This window comes from Sphingobacterium corticis (assembly GCF_042684745.1).
GTDB lineage: Bacteria > Bacteroidota > Bacteroidia > Sphingobacteriales > Sphingobacteriaceae > Sphingobacterium > Sphingobacterium corticis.
This window is the reverse complement of sequence record NZ_JBHUMA010000009.1, coordinates 122,062-140,049: the sequence shown is the minus strand read 5'-3', so window position 1 is coordinate 140,049 and position 17,988 is coordinate 122,062. Positions and strand designations below refer to the sequence as shown.

Here is a 17,988-nt window from a genome sequence, read left to right as displayed (position 1 = left end):
CGCATCACTGATCATACTTCTAATCTTCCCTTAATCATCTCGCAAACTCTTTACCGGACTCGCTACGGCGGCTTTGACGGATTCGAAAGCAATAGTCAGCAAAGCGATAAATACTGCGATTGAGGTCGCAAAAAGTGCGATTTGCCAATTCATATTAATTCGATATGCGAAACCATTCAGCCAGTGAATCGAGCTGTACCAAGACAATGGAATAGCAACTAAAATGGCAATTGCCATTAAGCTGATAAAGGTTTTGATGAGCAGAAAAATGATTTGTGGGATAGATGATCCCAACACTTTTCGAATACCAATTTCTTTGAAACGCTGTTCTGCCATAAATGCAGATAATCCGTATAATCCCAAGCAAGAAATAAAGATCCCCAAGCCTGCAAACACAGAAAATAAGTTGCTTAATCGTTGTTCCGATGCATATAATTTCTCCAAATCCTCGTCGAAGAAACCATAATTCACCGGGTAGTTCGGATTGAGTTGATCGTTGATCTTCGTAATCGCATTGATCGTGGCTTGCAATTCTTTAGGTTTGGTGCGGATAACTGCCATTCCACCCCATTGGTTATATTGCAACATAAGCGGACCTACCGATTGGCTAATTGGTTTGAAATTGAAATCTTTGACTACACCAACAATTTGGCCTTTTTTGCTCCAAACGGCAAAGGGCTTTCCAATAGCTTCTTCCGGTGTCATTCCCATAACGGCTACCATCCGCTCATTTACAATATAGCTCGTAGAATCTGTGTAGCTTTTAGAGAAAGTTCGTCCGGCAATCATTTCCATTCCAAAAACATCGACAAAACTTTCATCAATATCCATCATTGGAACCACCATTTCTGAGTTTGGATCTTTTCCTTCATATTGGAAATCGACCGTTCCGCTTACTAGGTTCGATGGAAGTGCGTCGGTTATGGTATAATTGCTGGTTAGCGGATTTTCGGATAAGGCATTTTTCCACGCCGATTGCTTACTCCAGATTTCCCCACTCATGGATACATAAAGCAAATTCGATTTATCAAATCCATTATCGCGATTTCGGATGAATTCCAATTGTTTATAAATTACGATGGTACCGACTAAAAGAAAGATAGATACCACGAATTGTAAAATCACCAAGCTGTTTCTGAATATTCGATGCCCGCTTCTTTGGGAGGTCAAAATACCTTTCAGTACGAGCAAAGGTTTGAAACTAGACAGATAAATGGCTGGGTAGCTTCCTGCGAATAAGGCGGTGAATAGTACGATGGCCAATACGTAGCCAAGCATACTACGATCGAACAACGTGATGGATAAACGTTTTCCGATCAACAAACCGAAAGAAGGAAGTAAAAGGAAAACGAGCGCCAAAGATAGGATTATCGAAAGCGCGGTAATTAAAAATGATTCACCAAGGAATTGAAAAATCAATTGGCGACGTTGGGCACCAACCACTTTGCGCAAACCCACTTCGCGAGCTCTCCGTGCAGAGCGTGCGGTGGATAAGTTCATGTAATTGATGCAGGCGACGATCAAGATGAATAATCCGACAAAAGATAATGTGATTACATACTGATGATGCCCGTGTACGGCCAAATCGACTTGATAATTTTGCGAATGCAAATGGATGTCCGTTAATGGCTGTAAATTGAAAATTGTTTTAAGCATTGAAGCATCTACATGCTTTTGGTACTGCCGAATGATGTCTTTTGATAAAGCATGTATCGCGTTTGGCGACGATTCAAAATTATCATCCAGCTGTAGGTAGGTGTAATAAATGTAGTTTCGCCAATCTTGACTCGGATAATTCCAAGCACCTTCTTGTATTGCCGACAAAGGCATCAGAAAATCAAATTGCAAATGAGAATTGGTCGGTAGGTCGGCCAAAACCGCGGAAACTTTCACAGCTTGTTTATGATCCTTTTGAAGCGTTTTTCCAACTACATCGGATGTTCCAAAGTATTTAATCGCCATTTTTTCTGTAAGGATAATGGCATCCGGCGTGTTCATCGCGGTAGCGATATTGCCATGAAGTATTGGAAAGGAGAAAAACTGGAAGAAATTGGAATCTGCGTAGAAGCCTTCTTTCTCCTCAAAGCGCTTTCCGTCGTTTTCGAAAAGATGATTCACACGGTGCGTCAATCTGACAAAATCTTTGATTGCCGGAATATTGTTTCGAAGATCTTCAGCTAGGGGAGGTGGAGTTGTCGCAGCGACGAATTCCTGAGAAAGCCCGCTGGTCAAACGATAAATTTTTGCCGATTTATCATGAAATTGATCGTAACTGCGCTCATGTTTTACCCAAAGCAAAATAAGTAGGCTGGAAGCCAAACCAACAGAAAGTCCGACTATGTTTAATAGCGAAAATGCTTTATACCGTAATAAGTTGCGGTAGGTTACGTTCAAATAGTTTTTCCACATAACATCAGTTCTTAATCATCTCGCAAACTCTTCACCGGATTGCGTCTTCCTGCGCGGATAGCTTGTCCGCTAATGGTGAGCAGCGCGATGGTAATGGATATAGCTCCCGCCAATAAAAATATCCACCAGGAAATCGAGACCCGATATGCAAAATCGCTGAGCCAACGCTGCATAATCCACCAAGCGATTGGTGAGGCAATCAATAAAGCCAGAACAACGAGTTTGATAAAATCTTTAGATAATAATAATACGATGCTCGAAATGCTGGAACCCAATACTTTCCGGATACCGATTTCTTTAATGCGAAGATTAATCGTAAGCAACGCCATCGCGAATAAGCCCATGCAGGAAATAAGGATAGCGACGATCGCTCCACCAACAATAATGTGCGCGAACCGACGATCGCGTTGATACATATTTTCTGTGTTTTCATCCAAATAGGAAGCTTCGCTGATAGCTTTCGGATTAATATCTTTCCAAACCTTTTCGACGTCGGCCAACGCTTTTGCAAGATTGTCGGTTTTTACGCGCACAAATATATACCTCACCGCAAAATTCGTAGTTGGATTGATGGACATGGTTAGCGCGGCAACATCCTGCCTTAGATCTTTAAAATTGAAATCTTTGACAATGCCAATAATGGTCGGTTCACCATCGATGTCAATTTTCTTTCCTAACGCTTTGTCAATCCCGCCTAAAGCTGCGGCCATTTGTTCATTGATAATTACCGCACTAGTATCCGTTCCAAAGCTTCTTGAAAAATCACGACCCGCCAACAACTCAATGTCCATGGCATCCAAATAATCGTAGTCAATGCGTAGATAATGTGTGGACACGCCGCGACCTTCGTAATCAAACCCTAACTTCGAATTGGAAATGCTGCCATCCCGACCGCGTCCCATGTTAATGTCGGTTCCGGTTACGTGCGTGACAAACGGTGCGGACGATAGTGCTATGCGCATCCGTTCGAGCGCTTGCTGTCCGTCAATGCCTTCGCCGATTGGAATACTGATAACTTCTGCTTTGTTGTAGCCCAGCGGTCTGTTCGCTAAATAGTGCAATTGATTGCTGATAACGATAGTGCCGATGATTAGCAACGTTGCAATAGCAAATTGAACCACCGTTAAGCTATTTCGAACCGTATTTTTATTACGACCCGATTTTACGCCTTTTAATGCTTCAATCACGTTAGAACGCGCATTATTCCAAGCAGGATATCCTCCGGCAACACCCGTGATCAATAGGAAAGTGATCAAAAATAAAAATAAATTAATCGGCGTTAGGAGTTCATACAATTTGATGCTGTATCCCATATTGGCATTATACATCGGCAATATCAACGCTGCCAAGACTAAACCAAAGATCAACGCAAAGGAGGTAATCAATAGAGATTCTGACCAAAACTGTAAGATCAATTGCGCGTTGGTGCTTCCCAGCGTTTTGCGCGTTCCGATTTCCCGTTTTCTGTTTAAGCCTAATGCCAGCGATAGATTGATGAAATTGGAGCAAGCGATAAAGATTAGCAATCCGGCGATGGATAACAGAATCCAGGGAAAGGTAGGCGACCCACCATCGCCCAGGCCATCGCTATTAAGGTGATAGTCGGTCATGGAAAGTGCATGTAACGATAGATAATCGCCCTTCGCATCTGCACTTGCACCATCGCGCTTTAACTCCTCAATATGCGTTTTGAAATGGTTTTCTAGAAATGGTTTTGTTTTCTCGCGAAAGACCGATGGTTGTAGATTTTCGGAGGATAATTTAGCAAATACCGTATGATCGTTGTGATTCCAATGGTCTAAATATTCTTTGTAAATCGGCTTGTGTTCAAAACGAATAAGCGACGTGAATTGCAAACTGGAGTTTTTCGGAATATCATCCATAACGGCGGAAATCATCTTGGTCGTCCAAATGCCGTTCAGGTAAACTTCCACCGATTTCCCAACCACATCGCTATTTCCAAACAATGATGTCGCCAAGCGATCAGTTAACGCAATATCATCTAAACCTTTTAGTGCACTCGCTTTGCTACCTTTTTCGATGGTGAAATTGAACACGTCGAAAAACGCTGGATCAACGAATTTCGTATCGGATTGAAATTGTTTGTCGCCATTCCGAAATAGTGCACCGCCTTGATAATAACGTGTGATTTGTTCAAACCCTTCGATCTCTGCTTTCAGCGTTGGAGCAAATGGCGTTGGCATAGTTTCTCCAAATCGATCACCCGCGACGGGATTCAATTTAAAATAAAGCATACTGATTTTGTCCCGGTCGGAATGGAAATTATCGAAGGACAATTCGAACATGGCCGTTAGGAACAACAAGGTTGCAACAGCAATAGCGACACCCATGCCCGAGACATGGATGGCGCTAAAAGCACTTTTTCTGCGGATATTCCGCCAAGCGGTTTTTAGATGATTTTGCATAGTGAATTATAGCCAAGACAGGTTTACCGAACCAGCCGACGTGGTTGCTTTAACAGCATATCCACCTCCGTTCAAGCTTCCCTTGATGTTTCCTTTTTGTGTGCTGCCGGAAAAGTTCTGCAAATGATCTACGTTGACGCGGCTGCCGCTCAAATCCAAATCATACGATCCTTTTGGTAAAGTGAGATTGATGCTGCCAGCGCTAGTGGTGAAATGCAATGGACTAGTTACTGCCGTTACCGACGCAGTTACGCTTCCTCCTGAAGTTGCAGCTTTTATATCCCCAGATGCTTCTTCTAGACGAATGGATCCGCCGGAAGTGGATGCGTCCAATTTGCCGTCGACAGATTTACCGGTGATGGATCCACCTGCCGTTTTAGCGATAATTGTTCCTTTCAAATTTTCCATACGGATAGAACCGCCAGAAGTGGAGATTTGGATATCGCCATCGCAGTCCGTTGCCGTGATGCTTCCACCGGAAGTTTTCCCATCAATCGTTCCGCTCAGGTTACTTGCCGTTAAACTTCCGCCAGCAGTAGAAAATACTTGGTTGCCTTTTAAATTGTTCATTTTGATGCTTCCGCCTGCTGTTTTTACTTGGGAATGAATAGTTGTCGGAACGGTGATGATGTAGGAAATAGAAAGCGGACTATTGCCATTTTTTCCATTTTTACGTTTCACTTTCGCTACCAATTTGCCGGAGCTTACGCCCAATTCTAAATCAAATTCGCGCTCGAATGTAGTTTTCAGATCGCCGTCTTTGGAACGCCAAGAATTACCATTCGGATTTAAGATTACTTCGACAGAAGCTTCTTTTTGACTGCCGCCATCCACGCGAACCCAACCGCCGACGGTAGTTGCATCTAATGATTTGATAGAGGAAGACGAAAACTTTTTAAGGGTGTATGACACATCTTTTTGTTGCGCTTCCGCAAAAAGAATGCTGGCGATAAAACTGATGATGAAGATAATGTAACGCATAATTAGGTCTGTTTTAAATGAATATGTTGTGTAAATAATGATTAATAATTGTTTATTCGTTGCGTAAGCTTTCTACGGGATTTGCTAAAGCAGCGCGCAAAGCTTGTCCGCTTACGGTTAATAACGCGATGATAATCGCTATGCATCCCGAAACGGCAAAAACCCACCACATTAACGCGACGCGATATGTAAAATCGGCCAACCAACTGTTCATCGCCCACCATGCAATCGGTGTGGCGATGACAATTGATAAACACACCAACTTAACAAAATCTTTAGAGAGCAGCATCACAACGCCGCTAACGCTGGAACCTAAAACTTTTCGGATTCCAATTTCTTTAATGCGCTGTTCTGCCGTGGATGTCGCTAATCCGAATAATCCCAAGCAGGAAATTAATATGGCCAAAGCAGAAAACAATCCCGTAATGTTGGCAGTACGCGTTTCTTCTTTATACATTTTGGCAACATGGTCGTCCGTGAATTCGTATACGAACGCACCTTCCGGCACATTTTTCTTGAAAACTTCTTCCACGCTAGCCACGTAATTACCAATGTCGGCGGTTTGAAAACGTGTGAACAAATGCATTTGTGATTCGTTCGGACGATTCATGCGATAGTACACATAACCGCCAACCGACTGCTTTAATGAAGTATAATGAAAATCTCGAAGCACCCCTGATATGACCGAATTGTTTCTTCGCATTTCTGTAATAATTGGTTTTCCGACGGCATCTTCCGGATTTTTATAACCTAAATACTTCGCCACCGTTTCGTTAATCAGTACGTAACAGGTTGTATCTGTTTCTGATAGGTTCGCCGGAAGATCGTTTCCTGCTAAAAGATTGAGCTCAAATGTGTTGACAATCGGACCGTTGACGCTGTTTGTTGAAATATCCAATCCTTTTTCGTCCGTTACATTTTTGTACACATTTTTCCCGCTTTCGCGGTCACCCATCAAACTTTGCGCAGCCACCATATCCTGCGTTCCTGCCAACTTGCTGATCTCATCAGTTAGTGCCTGAAGCTGTGTTCTTGACGACAAGGAATTGATCGATATTGCAAGTACTCCGGACGGCTCATAGCCCAAATCTTTATTGCTGATATAGTTCATTTGCTGCGCGATCACGATGATGGAACTCAACAAAATAATGGAGGCCGAAAACTGAGCTACGACAAGCACGCGGCGCATTCCGTTGGCAAATGTGTTTTTCAGCGCACTTTGATTCATCAAGATAAGTGGACGAATGCGTGTCATGTAGAATGCCGGGTAACTTCCCGCCAATAAGGTGATCGCAATCCAGAGCATACACGTTATTCCGATTAATGTTGGGTTGATGAGTTCTTGATAGCCCCATTGCGATTGCGTAATGTGTTCGAAATAGGGCGATGCGAGAATCGCGAGCACATAACCAATCACAATAGCAATCAGCGTGACTAAGGCTGCTTCCGTGTAAAAACGCTTCGCTACCTGCGCCGAGCTTGCACCAAGCACTTTTGCGACACCAACATCGCGTGCATTTTTGGACGAACGCGCTGTTGCCAAATTCATGTAATTAATGCAGGCAATCACTAAGGTAATTATTGCCAGAATCGTTGCTAGTTTGATGCTGGAATAACTACCGGATCGGGATGAATAACTTTCGTTCAGCTCGCTAGAATGCAAATGAATATCTTTCAAAGGTTGTAAGAATAGTTGCGTCAAGAAGCGATTTTGAGTCATGTATTTATCCAGCAGCGCATCCGTTTTCGCTTCTACTTCCATCGGATTAGCTTTTGGATCCAATAGGCAATAGGTTTCGTAACTCGAATTTGACCAATACACATCTTTCCCCATCCAGCTGTCCATAATGTTGTAGACAACATTGCAATCTAGAAAGCTATTCTCAGGCATATCCTCGAAAACACCACTGATACGCATGGTATCACGATTATTTACGGTAATCAATCGGTCAACGGCCGATTCGCCATGAAAGAATTTATCGCGCGTGGATGTGGAGATTACGACGCTGTTTGGATGTTCGAATATTTGCGCGGCATTGCCCTCAACGAAATGAAAATCGAAGATGCTGAATAGGCTGGAATCTGAAAGGTAAATGCTGTTTTCGCTAAAGCTTTCTTCGCCAACTCGGATGGACGCGATCGCACCAAAATCGCGTTTTACCAAACGAGCAGCATTTTTTACACCGGGAACTTCCGCCATCATCGCCGGCGCAACGGCGTTTGGCAATCGAGACCACTTCGAACTATTGTATTCGGCGTCGAACTGCGTATTCACGCGGTAAATATGTTCCCAATTTGTGTGAAACTTATCGAAGCTGGTTTCTTTTTGCACAAAAGATAGAAGCAAGATGGTTACCGCAAAAGAAATCGCCAAGCCGACAATGTTCAGAGTGCTGAATAATTTGTGGTTGCGTATATTTCGCCAAGCATTTTTGATATTCGTTGTCATGTTGGTTGAGTTAATCTGTCATTTTTCGCAAAAACTTTCTGCAATGACGTCAATGCTGCTGTACCAAATTTGAAACCTAATAATTAACTCATTGATTTTTAGTTTTTTAATATTTTTGAAGGCATTGTTAACTGTTCGATAATGGACAATATTTCGTTCGAAAGTGAACAGGTATTGATCGAAAGCGGAAATTTTCGTATATTTTTACAAATACCTAAGATATCATGTGAAATGTCTATGATTGCGCAATACAAATACCAATTAAAGTGATCAGGACATTCCATATGGCCATCAAAATAAAAAATTACATATGAAAATACTTCCTGTTTTGTTGATTGTGGTAGTAGCTATCGGAATCATTCTCGGATTAATGTTTGGATTGCCACGCTATTCGGTTTGGCAGCAAGAAATGGCCGGACGTGCGCGTTTGGCGGAAGCCACACAATCTCGACAAATTTTGATTGAGCAAGCTCGAGCGGAAAAAGAAGCAGCAACACTGCAAGCTGAAGCTATTAAGATTATGGGCGAAGCAGCGCAGCGCTACCCAGAATATCGTAAGCAAGAATTTATTGGAGCATTTGGTGAAGCTTTGAAAGCTGGAACGATTAGCCAAATTATTTACGTACCGACGGAAGGAAATATTCCAATTTTGGAAGCCGGAAAACGGAGTATGTCCGATTTGGATTAAGGGATGTTTATGACAATAAGATAAAAGGAAAATGGGCAGCCGTTTTGATCGGTCTGCCCATTTTTCATATATATAGTTGTTGCGTTATAGTCCTACGCGTGTTGTCCTTTGTGTTTGCCTTCCGCATACTCTTCCACTATTTTTTTATTGAAAGCAGGCAAATCTTCTGGTGTTCTACTGGTCACTAAACCCTGATCAGTAACTACTTCGCTATCTTCCCAATGAGCACCAGCATTGATCAAATCTCTCTTTATCGCGCCTACAGATGTAATTTTTCTACCTTCCACAACTTCTGCGTCGATCAGTACTTGAGGGCCATGACAAATTGCTGATACTGGCTTCCCAGCATCAAAGAATGATTTTACGAACGAAAGCACCGCTTCATTTACCCTTAACTTATCGGGGTTGATAACACCTCCCGGAATTAATAAGCCGTCATAGTCCGATTCAGATGCATTGGATAACGTTACATCAACTGGATAATCGCCTTTCCAATCATCGCCTTCTTTCGCTCTCACCTTATCTTTTTTCGGAGAAATAATATGCACCGTCGCACCAGCTTCTTCCAATGCCGACTTTGGGCTTGTTAATTCTATTTCCTCAAATCCATCTTCTGTTAAAATCGCAATTTTCTTCTCTGTTAGCTTGCCCATAATATGTTGTTTATGTTAATATGTATTTTGAAATAAAACTTCCTACTAAAGCTTAGATAGTGGCAGGTGTATCCATCATCGGATCTAAAGACTCGTCTGACATCGTATCCCGACTTGCTGAATCGCTCTTCAGCATGGGATTCATTTCTCTTGTGCTTGTTTCTTGCAACGGGGTTTCCTTCTCCGCGCTTCGGTTATAACAGGAGGTGTAACCTATTACGCCTCCTAGTAATATGATAAGTGTATATCGATTCATGGCGTGTCGTATTGTTTACCATTATCAACATCAACTTTTACGTAATGTTACGAACTAATCGATTTTTAGGGGTATGTACTCAGGAGGTTAGCGTATTGGGTGCATCTTCCTGCGTTTCTTACCTTTTGCGTATTTAAAACTACTGCACAACGAAAGGAATTGCTAATTTCAGCTTCTCCCAAGCGATACTTACGGTTCCGTGGTTTTCGCCGGAATCAATCACTTCGTATGTTAAACGTTGCGTCATGTCGTGTTGCTCAGGTTTGACATTTATACGCAATACGTCCTCTTTCTCATCATAGTCATCAGCAAGGTGTTGACGGTAATTCTTGTTCAGAATAAAAATCCACTCATCTTCACCTGGAATCGTAAAGATCGCATAGGTTCCTGCTTCAACGTGTTGATTAGCGATTTTAACGGAATGACTGAAAGAAATGCTGGTAGCGCTATGCGCGCCCGTAACCCAAACTTGATTGTAAGGAACGAGTCCACCCCAGATCACACGATCTTTTACGCCTGGAGAACGATAGCTGATGTGAATATGTGCATCTCCAACGTTTGTCATGGCTATGCGTTGCGGACTTCCTTTCAACGAATCTACTTTAACCAATCCCTTATTTAGGCTGTCAATATATGCATCGGCATTTTTACTTGGTTTGTGATGATGCTCATGGCTTTCATCCGCTTCTTTTTTGTCAGATTTTGGGATACCGTTGCAAGCGAATAGGAAAAGTTGAGCTGTTAAGGCTGCGAATAGGAAGTGATAATTTCTGATTTTCATTTGTTTGGATTTAAGTAAGTTCTTGTTTACGGTATTTCTCTGGCGTAATACCGGCATTCTTTTTAAAAAATGTGTTGAAGTATGATGGACTCTCGAATCCAAGTGTGTAAGCAATCTCAGATACCGTGTCTTTAGTATGATTGAGCAGTCGTTTTGCTTCCATCAAGATGCGGTTTCTAATGATTTCACTGCTCGTATTAAGTTGTTCTAGCTTACATAATTTGTTGAGATAGCCCGGCGAAATATGCAATCGATCGGCATAATACGATGGATTTTTGTGATGTCGAAATTGCTCGTCTACCAACTGCATAAAGTGAGTGATTTTTTCGTTGACATGTTTTTGATGGGATTCGTCGCTTAAATATTTTTCAGTTTCCTGAAGCAAAATATTTAGGTAAGACCGGAGCGTAGCTTGCGATGTTGGATATGTTACATCTTCTTGAAGCATAAAGTCCATCAAGCTTATCCATTTTTTCTGATCATCAATCGAAATGGGAAATGTGCTTTTATCCTGATTATAAAAAGCAAATTTCTGAAGTATGTGATCATGGTATCTTAAGGAGAAAAACGTTTCTGTGAAGCAAATAACATACGCCTTTGCGTCCGCCGAAAACTGAAAGCTGCGTAAAGAAGATGGATTGATAATAATTACTTGCTGATTATACAATTGAACTTCGTCATTCTGGACGTAAACCGTTGCTTTTCCGCTTTGCAGAAAAAGTAAACAGTAAAATTCAGCTTTATGCTGTTGAGCAATCTGACTTGCAAATACAGCATTTTTCGAAATCTGTAGCACACAAAAGTTTGTTGCTTGCGCGCAAGCGTCGTCGATTCGGAGATTGTAAATATGTTCTTTTAAAGACCGCGAAGATTCCATAGCATGATTTATCGCTGGGATATACAATAATGGCTGCTCATAAAAATAACGAGAAGCGAAAACTAAAAAATAGGGTAGGATTAGTTAAGCTTTCGCTAGCGGCGGTCTAAAAATCGCGTCGTAGAATTGAAACGCATACGCTTCGGAAGTCCATTGGCTGGGATTATTTTCCGGATTGATAACTTGACGTTGTTTCGGTTCGAACCTTTCAAATTGAGGAACAACATACGCAGAAATAGAAGGCAATTGTCGTAAGAAATCTTCCTGCTGTTGCTCCTGTGCAGCCTTCAGCTTCTTCATCAACACACATTGTCCGCCACAAATCGAATTCTCCATATTCCGATTTACACACAGGTTTTTGGCAATATAATCTCGATTTGCATAGAAGCCTGCATAAACAGCCAGCACAGAAACGCTCTGTGCTAAAACCAATAAGCTCAATATGACGACGATGCAACGTTTCACGATCTACAAAGATATTGTTTCACATCGATAATTTCCAAATCGACAAAGCTTATTGAAGATCGAATGTCGTTCTGAATGGAGCTTTTATCTTCAAGATGAAAAATATTTTACACCGTATTAATACTTTCGGTAAAATTCGCTGTCCTACTTTCAAAACCCCTGTTTTATGAGAAAGACGTCACTATTTTTACCGCTACTTACCGCATTGTTATTCTTTTCTGGGTGCGGATTAATGAAACAGCAAATCGCTTTGAACATGGCCGATGTGCGCATTGGTATGCAAAAAGAAGAGGTCATGGAGATGCTTGGTCGGCCGCAGATGGTCGTGTCGGCATATACCACGGAGGCGGGAGATGTGATTGAGGTGCTGGAATATGTGCGTTATGAGCACAATTCATTGACCGATCAAAATGAAGTTCGACCGATCTGGACATATTTCATTAACAATGAATTATTCGAATGGGGACCAGGCGAAAGTTGGGAATTGGATTCGGCGTTCCGACGTTCGCTTATGAACCGATCCCGAGATTATCAAACGAAGCGTTCGCGATTATAATTGATTTTGTGTAACTTGCAGTCTACCAATTAATCATCGCCTTATGAAGTGGTCAAAATATTTCCTCGGGCTAGTCGCTATTACTTTGTTCGTATCCTGCCAGAAAGAGGATATTTCTCCTGCGGATACGGAGCGAGAATTTGAAGCGATTGTCATGCAGAATAAAATTTATCGCGACGAAATATCATTTATTGGATACTACTATGCCATTCAAGAACATGGTGGAAATTTTGTACACACGAGATATCCCAGCATCATTGGCTTTGATAGCCTGTACGTTGAAGGTTTTCAGTATCAGCTGAAACTTCGAGAAGTGTGCTCAAACGATAAAAATCCTCCTATGGATGCTCGTGGCTGCGAATTGTATTTGCTTTCTGTCCTTTCGCAAGAAGAGCAGGAGGAAGATTTCGTTATGATATTTGAGTAGTTAGATATTCTGACTTCCAATTTCTCACTTTCGGCTTCTAACTTCTCATTTTTTAATTTTACTTCCCACTACTCATCCCGTAAACTGTTTACCGGATTGGCGATGGCGGCGCGGAGCGACTGCACGGTGATCGTAATCCCCATGATAATAATTAAGCTCACAGCGGATATTGCGAATGGCCAGATGCTTACGTCAACCTGATAAGCAAAATTTTGCAACCAACGTTTAAGTAAGAAAAATCCTACGGGTATGGCAATAAGATTTGATACAACGAATACTTTTAAAAAAGGTCGATTCAGCAGAAAGAATAATTGCACAACGCTTGCGCCAAGTACTTTTCGAATACTTACTTCCTTTCTTTTAGAAACTACATGAAAAGCTGCAAGGTTAAATAAACCTAATGCGGCAATAGCAATTGCTAAAGATGCAAAAGCACTGGACACATTTTTTAGTTGTTCTTGTTTTTCGTGCAATTGTGCATAGTTGCTATCCATAAATGTATAGCTTAATGGAAGTCGGTCGGAATTGGGGTTGTTCTTCCATTCTGCATCCATCGTAGAGATTGCATCTTTTGTCTTTCCTTTTTCTGTGCGAATCAAAACGTCCAGTTTATAAGAACCGACTCCGCATTCATCTTTGAAAATATAGGCTGATGGTGCTACTTTGCTTTCGAAGCCGTATGCTTTATAATCTTGCACCACGCCTACGACAGTGAAATCCGTATCGCATCCGCTAATCTTTTGGCCAACTGGATTGTCAACTTCCATAGCGGCAGCCATACTTTCGTTGATTACTACAAAGTGATTGACCGTGTCAGTTTCGAATTCTTGATTAGTCAATTTGCTTCTTCCTGCAATGGTAGGAATGGACAATAAATCAAAGAAATCTAAATCTATACCTACTAAATCTACTTCCATTTTGTTGCGACCACCCGAGAATTGCTTTTTCGCCGGTGGTTGTCCTTCCGCCGGGCTATTCGATGTGGTGGCAACGTGCGTAATCGTTCCCGAATTGATTAAACGATTCCGGAAATCATTTTTCCAACCATTGCCAACTTCATATACTAAAGACATCCCTTTGAAACTGATTACTTGTTCTGTTTCAAATCCGCGTGCTTTCGACCGCATAAAGTCAAGCTGGTTGTTGATAATTATGATTCCGGATATAAATATGCTAGCGATGATGAACTGAAAGGTGAGTAGCACTGTGCGAAATCCGATGCGCGCGTGCGACGTTTGCATGCTTCCACGCAAAACAGAGATTGGTTTGAAACCGGATAAAGATAATGCAGGATATGTGCCCGCGATGATCGTTACGATGAAAACTGCGGATAACAATTGGACCATCGTATCAGTGTGATATAAATATTCCGTCAGGTCGTCATTGAACCATTTGGTCAACGCATTGCTGGAAATGATCAAAACAAACCAAGCGAGGCAAGCAGCAACCACACATTGTAAGAAAACCTCCAATATAAACTGAAAGATCAATGCTCCTCTAGAGATTCCGAATAGCTTTTTTATGCCGACTTCCTTTCCTCGGATTTCAGACTGCGCAATTATTAAATTGGTGAAGTTGATAGCCGATAATATCAAAATAATAACTGATAATCCCCCCAATACCCAAATGGTAAGGTACGGCATATTCGAACCATGTTTTGGTTGTAGGTGAAGATTCTTCAGTGGATCTAAATACACTTTTCCATCAGCAAAAGCAGAAGATTTTACGATGTGATTTTTAGAAGTATGATTTTCGTAGTAGCTGCTTATTTTATTTTCTAAGGCGGCGATATCCGTTTCGGGTTTAACCAATATATAAGTTTCGAAGGTGAAAGGATTGCCATTATCCACCTCGTCGTAAATACGCTTTACTAGCAGCATATCATAATCGATTACCGACAACTTCCGTTTTTCGGCAATACCATAGAACGTTTCGTAGAAGTCGACCTGTGTGGAAAGTGAACGCAGTTCGATAGGATTCTCAGTGCTTGGAAGCGAATCTTTTGAGAAAAGCTGTGCTGAGATTTCTTGATTAGCAATAGTACCTTCCGATCTTTCGAACGCGCTAAACGGTTTTCCATCTATTGTTTTCATTTGAAAGATGGTTGCGGCTGCAGAATCGACCATCACAGTATTTTCCACACGCACTGTTTCTTTTCCGAAAATAGGGTAGGTGCCGTAAATATAGGACATTTTACGGCCGGCGAGTATGATTTCAGGGAACTCTTCCATAATTGCCGGTGCTAAAGATGGAGGTGTTTGATCCGTGTATTCGCCATTGAGAGTAAGCCCAACGAGATAAATGTTTTCTAAATTCGGGTTCCATTGATCAAAACTGGTTTCCCGGTTGATGTATTGATAGGATAAAATAAAACCCGCAAAACCTACGGCCAAACCCAGAATATTCAATCCAGAAAAAAGAATATTTTTCTTGAAATTTCGCCAAGCAATTTTTATATAGTTTTTTATCATAACATTACGTATTGAGATGTGCGTATTGAGATAGTAGAGTCTAGTATTTAGTACTTAGATATTCTGACTTCCAATTTCTCACTTTTTAATTTTTCCTTTTTAATTTTTACTTCCCACTACTCATCCCGCAAACTATTCACCGGATTGGTAATGGCGGCGCGGATTGCTTGATAGCTGATTGTCAACAATGCAACAGCAATTGCCAGCACGCCCGCTAAAGCGAACATCCACCATTGAATGTCGATGCGGTAAGCAAAATCTTCCAACCATTTATTCATCGCCCACCAGGCGATTGGCGAAGCGATGATAATCGCGATCAAGACTAGTTTTACGAAATCCTTGGAAAGTAATCCTACAATGCCGCTTACCGAAGCGCCCAGCACTTTTCGAACGCCAATTTCTTTGGTGCGCTGAAATGCTGTTAAAGTGGCTAATCCAAACAATCCCAAACAACTGATAAAAATGGTTACCGCAGTTGCCAAATCAACGAGTTTTGCTGTACGATGCTCTGTTTCGTAAAGGTTTTTTATTTTCTCATCCACAAATTCATAGCTGAATGGAGCGTCTGGATATAATTTTTTCCATTCACTTTCCATCGTTGCAAATGTCTTCTTCCATTGTTGACGATCTTTCGGTAGTTTGATATGGAAAACTTGTAAATGTCCCGATTTGGTAGATGACTCGAATAATAACGGTTCCATTTTGTTACGTAATGATTTTTGGTGAAAATCTTTAAATACGCCTAAAATGGTGTGCGATCTTTCCGCATCGTAAGTTAGTTTTTTACCGATAGCATCTTCGGGATTATTCATGCCCAACATCTTAAGTGCAGTTTCATTGATTAAAACATTTCGCATGGTATCACCATGTGGAAGGTTTTCTCCTGCTAATAAGTTGATTTCGTAGAGATCTATAAAATCTTCATCTACATATTTATATGCAGAAGAAAGTTGAATTTGTCCCGTATCCGATGCGAGATAATAAATGCTTCCCCAATGATTGGAGTTTTGGGGTTCGTGTCCCATAGCAATTTTTGATATTTCTGGGCGCTTAGCAAGTGCATGTTTATATAGAAGCGGATCGACATCTGCATTTTGATAGGATTTGTAAGGCATTCGTACCGTTACTACTGCATCGTGCTCAAATCCCAAATTTTTGTTTAACGTGAAATTTAATTGGTATGCCATGATCATAGCACCGACAATAAAGAATTGAGCGATGATAAACTGAAAAATAATCAGACCTTTTCGTAAGGTAAGCCTTGTTCCTTGAATCCGTGTTTCCATTTTACCTTTTAACGTTTCGATGGAGCGTAACTTATTGATCAGATAAGACGGGTAAAGACTTGTAAAAACCGCGATAAGAATAGTTAGCCCGAATACAAAAGCAGTAATCAGCCAGGGATTGGAGAAATTAACTAATCCATCTGGGATGAACTCTGGATACACTTTTCTGAAGATGGAAACAATCGGCCAAGACAAAATTAAGGCGAACAAGCAAATACTGAATGTTTCAGCGAAGAAGTTCCATGTTAATGTGGACGGGCGCGCGCCTAATGTTTTGCGAATGCCGATTTCTTTTGCGCGCTGTGGCACCTGTGCGGTGCTCAGGTTGATGTAGTTAATACAAGCTAATATTAGCAGAAATCCGCCAATAGCAATCAAACCATAAACTACTTTCTTTTCAACGACTAAACCATCTGTGTCATACTGTGGCTCAAAATGTTTTTCTGGCAGAGGGAAGGAAGTAAAACTTACTTTCAGGCCCATTTTTGCATGACCTTCTGCGGCAGTTTCTTTGTATCTTTTATTGGCTAGGGTTAATAGATGATCTAAAGAAGCTTTGTTTTTGGTTTTGATAAATAAGAGGTGAGCCGAATTCATCGCGGACCAATTATGATTGTTCCATTTATCTTGTGGAAGAGCGGTAAATACTTCAGCGGGAAAGCTTGACGGAAAGGAAAGATTTTTTACCACACCAGATATTGCATATTCTATGGTGTCCAATAACATGACTTCTCCGATCAAATCTGCAGGATCCGTGTTTGGAAAATATCTTTTTGCTCGATTTTCTGTAAGCACGATTTGCTTCGGTGCTGCGAATGCCGATTTTGGATTTCCAATAATCCATTCATATGGCAACAGCTCAAAATAGGTAGGAAGTGTTCCTATAATTCCTTCTTGTTCGTCAAAGGTAAGCTGCGTATTCTTATAACCTTCGTTCGTAAACAGCCGTTCAAAATATTGGGAATACATTGGTACAACGAGGGCGTCGTCCAGCGATTCTTCTACTAGGAGCGGAGGAAGCCCGAGTGGGACGCCAGCAAAGCCATCGACCTCGCCTTCGTATTCATTATCAGATGTGATTTGATAAATATGTTCGGCATCAGGAATACCTTTGTCGAAAGAAAACTCATATTGCACAATGCTGAACACCAACCAACATGCGCTTATTCCGATCGACAGCCCGACAATGTTTAGTGCTGTGAATAACTTGTTTTTCCACAGATAGCGTAGCGTCGACTTTATGTTATATGTTTTCATAATTTG

At 41.4% G+C, this 17,988-nt stretch carries 14 protein-coding genes; 3 read left to right on the top strand and 11 right to left on the bottom strand.

The genetic code is table 11. The features are described 5' to 3' along the window. Nucleotides 1-30: 30 nt before the first annotated feature. The 4 genes from ACFSQ3_RS15285 to ACFSQ3_RS15270 are packed head-to-tail and all read right to left on the bottom strand — an operon-like array spanning nt 31 to nt 8,265. On the bottom strand, nt 31-2,409 hold the full coding sequence (locus tag ACFSQ3_RS15285) for an ABC transporter permease (RefSeq protein WP_380870443.1): 2,379 nt from the start codon (nt 2,407-2,409) through the stop codon (nt 31-33). A gap of 11 nt (nt 2,410-2,420) precedes the next feature. After that, entirely contained in the window at nt 2,421-4,835 is a 2,415-nt protein-coding gene (locus tag ACFSQ3_RS15280; RefSeq protein WP_380870442.1) for an ABC transporter permease, read from the bottom strand. 6 nt (nt 4,836-4,841) lie between these two features. Beyond that, a complete protein-coding gene (locus tag ACFSQ3_RS15275; RefSeq protein ID WP_380870441.1) occupies nt 4,842-5,816 on the bottom strand; it encodes a DUF4097 family beta strand repeat-containing protein in 975 nt (324 codons plus the stop codon). A gap of 52 nt (nt 5,817-5,868) precedes the next feature. Continuing rightward, entirely contained in the window at nt 5,869-8,265 is a 2,397-nt protein-coding gene (locus tag ACFSQ3_RS15270; protein ID WP_380870440.1) for an ABC transporter permease, read from the bottom strand. A 310-nt stretch (nt 8,266-8,575) separates the two neighbouring features. Between ACFSQ3_RS15270 and ACFSQ3_RS15265 the strand changes: the two genes are divergently transcribed. Next, nucleotides 8,576-8,953, top strand: a complete 378-nt coding sequence (locus ACFSQ3_RS15265; RefSeq protein ID WP_380870439.1) for a hypothetical protein — start codon at nt 8,576-8,578, stop codon at nt 8,951-8,953. Between the two features lie 92 nt (nt 8,954-9,045). Here ACFSQ3_RS15265 and ACFSQ3_RS15260 read toward each other — a convergent pair whose 3' ends face one another. The 5 genes from ACFSQ3_RS15260 to ACFSQ3_RS15240 all read right to left on the bottom strand — a co-directional run bounded on the left by ACFSQ3_RS15260 (nt 9,046) and on the right by ACFSQ3_RS15240 (nt 11,985). Beyond that, entirely contained in the window at nt 9,046-9,606 is a 561-nt protein-coding gene (locus tag ACFSQ3_RS15260) for a type 1 glutamine amidotransferase domain-containing protein (protein WP_380870438.1), read from the bottom strand. A gap of 52 nt (nt 9,607-9,658) precedes the next feature. Next, a complete protein-coding gene (locus ACFSQ3_RS15255) occupies nt 9,659-9,862 on the bottom strand; it encodes a hypothetical protein (RefSeq protein WP_380870437.1) in 204 nt (67 codons plus the stop codon). Nucleotides 9,863-10,001: 139 nt separating this feature from the next. Further along, the gene (locus ACFSQ3_RS15250) at nt 10,002-10,643 is read right to left on the bottom strand and encodes a DUF2911 domain-containing protein (RefSeq protein ID WP_380870436.1); all 642 of its coding nucleotides are present in this window, start codon (nt 10,641-10,643) and stop codon (nt 10,002-10,004) included. Nucleotides 10,644-10,653: 10 nt separating this feature from the next. Further along, nucleotides 10,654-11,520, bottom strand: a complete 867-nt coding sequence (locus ACFSQ3_RS15245; protein ID WP_380870435.1) for an AraC family transcriptional regulator — start codon at nt 11,518-11,520, stop codon at nt 10,654-10,656. Between the two features lie 84 nt (nt 11,521-11,604). Next, complete coding sequence (locus tag ACFSQ3_RS15240) at nt 11,605-11,985, bottom strand: hypothetical protein (RefSeq protein WP_380870434.1); 381 nt, start codon at nt 11,983-11,985, stop codon at nt 11,605-11,607. Between the two features lie 166 nt (nt 11,986-12,151). Here ACFSQ3_RS15240 and ACFSQ3_RS15235 point away from each other — a divergent pair, with 166 nt between their 5' ends. Both ACFSQ3_RS15235 and ACFSQ3_RS15230 read left to right on the top strand, forming a co-directional pair. Next, complete coding sequence (locus ACFSQ3_RS15235) at nt 12,152-12,541, top strand: DUF3192 domain-containing protein (protein ID WP_380870433.1); 390 nt, start codon at nt 12,152-12,154, stop codon at nt 12,539-12,541. A 43-nt stretch (nt 12,542-12,584) separates the two neighbouring features. After that, nucleotides 12,585-12,968 carry a hypothetical protein gene (locus ACFSQ3_RS15230; protein ID WP_380870432.1) on the top strand — a complete coding sequence of 128 codons (384 nt, stop codon included), beginning with the start codon at nt 12,585-12,587 and terminating at the stop codon, nt 12,966-12,968. A 68-nt stretch (nt 12,969-13,036) separates the two neighbouring features. On the opposite strand, the gene ACFSQ3_RS15225 is transcribed toward ACFSQ3_RS15230, so the two are convergent. Continuing rightward, complete coding sequence (locus tag ACFSQ3_RS15225; protein WP_380870431.1) at nt 13,037-15,439, bottom strand: ABC transporter permease; 2,403 nt, start codon at nt 15,437-15,439, stop codon at nt 13,037-13,039. 116 nt (nt 15,440-15,555) lie between these two features. Then, the gene (locus ACFSQ3_RS15220) at nt 15,556-17,982 is read right to left on the bottom strand and encodes an ABC transporter permease (protein ID WP_380870430.1); all 2,427 of its coding nucleotides are present in this window, start codon (nt 17,980-17,982) and stop codon (nt 15,556-15,558) included. Nucleotides 17,983-17,988 lie beyond the last annotated feature (6 nt).